Genomic DNA, 4986 nt, shown 5'->3' with positions numbered 1-4986 from the left:
GCTGGCTCGGCGGATTCTCCTATCTCGCGCTGGTGCTGCTCACTCTCCTCATTGGCCTGCGCACCGTATTCGTCGCAACGCCGTGGCAGCGCTATTTCATTCCGGTGATGGCTACCTTCACCGGCGTCGCAGCCGAAGGAATGGTGATCGATACCGACCACTGGCGGCACTATTACCTGTTGCTTGGACTGGTCTGGGGCTTCTCGATCGCGACCATGAACTTCAAGCGTCGTCCCGCGCAAATGCCGGCAGCCGCCTGAGACCGCGCAGCGGGCGCTGCCTACTTGCGCGCGGCGATATAGGCGTAGCTTGCCACTGCCCGCCAGTCGTTCCGGCGCGCCAGCGCAGTGAAGCGCGCATGGATATCGCGTATGACCGGAAAGCGATCATAATAGCCATGACCGTAGAACGGAATCACCGCCACGTCCCGATAGCCGATCCGTTGCAGCATTGGCTTCATCGTGCCTTCGCTCGCCACAGTCCAGCTATAGCGCGCCGGGAAAACCGGATCGTCGTTGTCGGTGCGATTGCGGTAGATCAGCTTGACGATCCTCGCTGCAAGGGCGTCCGGCAGCAGCCGGTTGAGAACGAAGGGAAACGCATAGAGCGTCGGAATGAAAGCGAGCGCCACCCCGCCCGGCGCCAGCAAATCATAAAGATTGGCCCAAGCGCGCTGTCCGTCGGCGACATGTTCGAACACCATCCGCGAGAAGGCGAGATCGAAATGATCGCGCAATTCGGAAACGACGGAAATGTCGCCGGCGATATCAAAACAGGCCTTGCGATAGCCGTCCGGCAACACGTCGAGTTCGGTCTGCGAAATGTCGTTGATCGTCATCTCGATCCCGAGCGCCTGCAACTCACCGGCCTTGAACAGCGGATCGCGGCCGCCACCGACTTCCAGCAGCCGTTGCGCGTGGAAAATGTGCGCCAGTCCGCGCACCACATATTCGTAATTGTCCCAAGCCCAGTCACGGTCGTTGCGTACGCCGAGACGGGCGAAGGCGTCCGCGAGGCTATCGTCGCCCTCGATGCCGCTCAGGATGTCGCCTGGGGTCCGATCGAGCATGAGGCCTCCATAAGCGCGTTTTTGTGCGTCGATTCCGGCGTGGCCGTACGGCCGGCAACGCTTGAGAGTTCCTTAAACCGCAGGCGTTTAGGATGTCTTACGCGCGGACCGAGATTTAGATCGGCCGCACCCGCATGGATCCGTCACTGATGTCCGCTGCCACCTCCAACCCCGCGTTATCCGGCCGTACCGACGCGGCCGCGGAATCCGCAGCGTCCGGCGCCTCGGGGCGGTTCCTGTCGCTGCCCTATCTGTTCCTGCGGGCGACCACCGCCGGCGGCGGCCTCGTTGGCGGGCTTGTCCAGACCTTTGTCTTCGCGCGCATCCTCGACCCGGAACGGTTCTCGATCTTCATTCTGGTCGGCACGCTGGGCATCGCGCTGTGGCTTTCCGATATCGGGCTGGTCAAGATCATCTTCGTGCGCATGCGCGCCTGGCTGCTCGGTGGCGCACAGCCCGGCGCAAGCGTGGTGTGGCATGCCACCGCGATCGTGATCCTGTATTTCCTGCTCGGGATCGTCAGCACAATCCTGTGCTTTGTCGGCGCGCTCGCGTTCGGCGCCGGCGTCTATGGCGGGCTCGAGCTCGCGCTGTTCTTTCTTTTCACTGCGATCACCCTGGTTTGGTTTGCGTTGCGCAATATCAGCCTTGCAGTCGACGACTTTATCTTCTTCGAGAGCATGGAGGCGACGCGCCGTATCCTGCATGTCGGCTTCATGCTGGCGACGCTGCCATTGATCGGCCTGCCGCTGATGGCGTTTCTGGTAATCGCCAATCTGATCTGGGTGGTGCTGTTCGTGGTGATGATCGCGCGGCTCTCCCGCAAGGGCGCGTTGCAGCCGACCGTCGCGGGCTTCCCCCGACATCTGCGCTCCTTCTTCCGTGACAACAGGAAAGAGGTGGTGCAGGGCGGCACCTATGCGGTCAACGAATTCTATCTCTACAATTTCTCCTATGCGATCGTGCCGGTCGCCTATGGCCTCGGCGCCCCGACCATCATTCTCGATACGCTGTTCAAGGTGATGCGCGGCGCCACCGTGCTCTATTCCGCCGCGAGCGATGTGGCTTTGCCGCGCCAGACTCGCGCCCATAACGAAGGCGACCGGCGCACGCTGATCCTCTCGACCTGGATGGCGGCCGGCCTGGCAAGCCTGCCGGGCATCGTCATCGGGATCGCACTCGTGTTCTTCTCGGAACCGATGTTCCGCCTCCTGCTCGGCAATTCGGCGGTGATGCCGAAGCCCATCGTCGATCTGATGATCGTACTTCTGGCCGCCAATCTGATCCAGACCGTGTCAAACTTCCTTCTGATCCACACCGGCTATTTCAAGGTGATCGCGCGCGTCAGCGTGCTGGTGAGTCTCGCCGCGACGCTGGTCGCCGGCATTGCCATTGCGGTGGGGGCCGACCTGACCGGCTTCATCCGGGCCTTCACCGCGATCTATGTGGCGAGCTCGCTGTGCTACCTGACGCTGGCGCTGCGTGGTCCGCTGGCCAAGAAAAGCTGAGCCGGCAACCGTGAGCCGGAAACGCCGGGCCGGACCGGCCGCCCCGGACGCGATCCGCGGTTGCGCCGCCACGGCGGCATCCCTATAACGGCGCCGTCGGAGCGTGGCGCAGCCCGGTTAGCGCACTAGTCTGGGGGACTAGGGGTCGTGGGTTCAAATCCCGCCGCTCCGACCATTTTTCAGATGTCCGGCCCGGCCAGAGCGACCTGACGTGGTCCCGGTGTACCCTCCGTCACTCCTTCAGGCTCATAATATAGGCCACGAGGTCGTCGGCCTCGTCGCGCTGCAATATGAAGTTCGGCATATTGTCATGATTTGAGCGCAGGAACACATTGAGCGAAAGTGGCGTCGTGGACGGGCGCCTTGCGACATCGATGAAGTCGGGTCCCTGCCGCGGCGCGCCCGAGGGCGTGCGGGTGATCGCATGGCATTCGGAGCACCACGCTTCCGCCAGGCGCCGGCCCGCCGCCGGATCGCCGATTGGTTGAGCCGATGCTTGTCCGGCCATCATCACGCCGAAAGCAACCAGCAACCAGACCAGTCGAGACATGGACCGAACCTCCGCAGCCATGTGACCGAGAGGAGCTGCACCGGCTTTGATCCCGATCAATGTCGGATCCTTGCCCCTGCCCGATTTTCACCGGAGGAGGACCAAAATGACCACGATTTCCGGCAAAGCCGATCCCGTGGTGCGGGCGGTCACATTCAACGACGTCGCCGAATCACTGATCGCGGGCCTGCGGGATTTCCAGGCCGCGCCGTGTTACGGCATGGCGCTCGGGGCGATCTATTGCGCCGCCGGAATCGCGATCCTGCTGAGCGTCACCAGCCTTGGCATGAGCTACCTCGCCTATCCTTTGGCCGCGGGCTTCGCCCTGCTCGGCCCCTTCGTGGCAGTCGGCTTCTACGAAATCAGCCGCAAGCGCGAAGCCGGCGAAACCGCAACTTTCTCGGATATTATAAAGGCGATGACCAGCCGTGGCGAGATCGGCTGGATGGCGTTTGTGACACTTTTCATCTTCATCATGTGGATGTATCAGGCGCGCTTTCTGATGGCGCTGTTCTTCGGCCTGAACGCCTCCTTCACGTCCCTCACGCAGTTCATCGCCGTGGTGCTGACTACCAATACAGGTCTGCTTTTTCTGCTGGCCGGCAACATGATCGGTGCATTTCTGGCAGTCGTGCTGTTCTCGCTAACCGTGGTGTCGTTTCCGCTGCTGCTCGATCGCGACGTGGATTGCGTGACCGCGATGGTGACCAGTGTGCGCGCCGTGGTCAGGAGCCCGGTGCCCCTGCTCGGCTGGGCGGCCATGATCGTGGTGTTGCTTGTGCTCGCGGCGCTGCCGTTCTTTCTCGGCCTGATCGTGGTGCTGCCGGTGCTTGGCCATACCACCTGGCATCTCTACAGACGCATCATCATGCCGGCACCGGCGGCTGCGAACTAATGCGGTGAATTCATTCGGCCCGGCTAGGGTCTTGCATGCAGGCCGAGCCAGCGCGATTCGAAACTGATTTCGTTCCCCAGCGGCGACGGCCAGGAAGCAGGCTCGGCCGTCCTTGCCGGGACAGCGGCATTGCGGCCGTCCGTTTCTGATGCGGCATTTTCCTTGGCTGAGACAGCGGCCTCCTCGTCGGAGGCGGCGGCTTGCGCACGGCGCGCGGCTTGCGCATCGGACGCGCGCGGTGCGGCCGCGTCCGTCGATTTCGGCCAGTACAAGGATTCCCGCGGCATCATCGGCTTGCCGCGGTACCAGCATTTTCGGCCGTCGAGGATGCGGTAATACCAGTGGCCGCCGCCCTTCACGTCAGGCTCGGCCGCACACGCAATCGTCTCCGCGTTCAACATCGAGGCCGGCAGAGCGGCGAAGGCAAGCAAACCGCCGCCGAGTATCTGCGCAAGGATCAGCACACGTTTCATTCCGGACTCCTCTTTCTGAGGACCGATGGTCTCCAAGAGCTGCCCGCAGACGGGACCATCCAAGTGTGGTCCCGCCGTGAATGATCGCAGTCAAAATCAGGGAAAGGTGATGTCGCGCGCCGCTCCGGGCGGTGTCCGGACACCCCGCGCGGAAAAATTTGTGCGTCCCGTTCTTCATGTGGCGCTTTCGCGCAAATTCCGGTTGACCCAGGTCAACGCGTTTTCGGGACATCCGGCGCATGATGCGTCAAATTTCGGGAGGACGTCATGAAGGTCGAACAGATTCACCACGTCGCCTATCGCTGCAAGAATGCGAAGGAAACAGTGCAATTCTATCAGAGAGTGCTCGGGATGGATTTCCTGATGGCGATGGCGGAAGACCGCGCGCCGTCGACCAAGGCGCCCGATCCCTATATGCATGTGTTTCTCGATGCCGGGAACGGCAATATCCTCGCCTTCTTCGAGTTGCCGAAGTCGCCGCCGATGGGCCG

Annotated in this window: 6 protein-coding genes, 1 tRNA gene and 1 pseudogene; 5 read left to right on the top strand and 3 right to left on the bottom strand. The window is 62.4% G+C overall.

Going from position 1 to position 4986, the window contains the following annotated elements; translation table 11 throughout:
- Positions 1–260 (top strand): annotated as a pseudogene (locus tag ACK41X_RS22475) (O-antigen ligase domain-containing protein); the annotation flags it as partial.
- A gap of 20 nt (positions 261–280) precedes the next feature.
- On the opposite strand, the gene ACK41X_RS22470 reads toward ACK41X_RS22475, so the two are convergent.
- Complete coding sequence (locus ACK41X_RS22470; RefSeq protein WP_409728246.1) at positions 281–1069, bottom strand: class I SAM-dependent methyltransferase; 789 nt, start codon at positions 1067–1069, stop codon at positions 281–283.
- A 149-nt stretch (positions 1070–1218) separates the two neighbouring features.
- On the opposite strand from ACK41X_RS22470, the gene ACK41X_RS22465 reads away from it, so the two are divergent.
- Positions 1219–2577 carry a hypothetical protein gene (locus ACK41X_RS22465; protein ID WP_409728243.1) on the top strand — a complete coding sequence of 453 codons (1359 nt, stop codon included), beginning with the start codon at positions 1219–1221 and terminating at the stop codon, positions 2575–2577.
- A gap of 97 nt (positions 2578–2674) precedes the next feature.
- Positions 2675–2752, top strand: a tRNA-Pro gene (locus tag ACK41X_RS22460).
- A gap of 57 nt (positions 2753–2809) precedes the next feature.
- Here the strand turns inward: ACK41X_RS22460 and ACK41X_RS22455 are convergent.
- A complete protein-coding gene (locus ACK41X_RS22455) occupies positions 2810–3127 on the bottom strand; it encodes a c-type cytochrome (protein WP_409728241.1) in 318 nt (105 codons plus the stop codon).
- Positions 3128–3233: 106 nt separating this feature from the next.
- On the opposite strand from ACK41X_RS22455, the gene ACK41X_RS22450 reads away from it, so the two are divergent.
- Positions 3234–4022 carry a DUF2189 domain-containing protein gene (locus tag ACK41X_RS22450; protein ID WP_409728239.1) on the top strand — a complete coding sequence of 263 codons (789 nt, stop codon included), beginning with the start codon at positions 3234–3236 and terminating at the stop codon, positions 4020–4022.
- A gap of 23 nt (positions 4023–4045) precedes the next feature.
- Here ACK41X_RS22450 and ACK41X_RS22445 read toward each other — a convergent pair whose 3' ends face one another.
- Positions 4046–4495, bottom strand: coding sequence for a hypothetical protein (locus tag ACK41X_RS22445; RefSeq protein ID WP_409728236.1), 450 nt, complete (start codon positions 4493–4495; stop codon positions 4046–4048).
- A gap of 267 nt (positions 4496–4762) precedes the next feature.
- Between ACK41X_RS22445 and ACK41X_RS22440 the strand changes: the two genes are divergently transcribed.
- A partial coding sequence (locus tag ACK41X_RS22440; RefSeq protein ID WP_409728232.1) for a VOC family protein occupies positions 4763–4986 on the top strand: 224 nt, incomplete at its 3' end.

Source organism: Pseudorhodoplanes sp. (genome assembly GCF_046289595.1).
Classification (GTDB): domain Bacteria; phylum Pseudomonadota; class Alphaproteobacteria; order Rhizobiales; family Xanthobacteraceae; genus Pseudorhodoplanes.
This window is presented reverse-complemented; position numbering and strand designations above follow the sequence as displayed.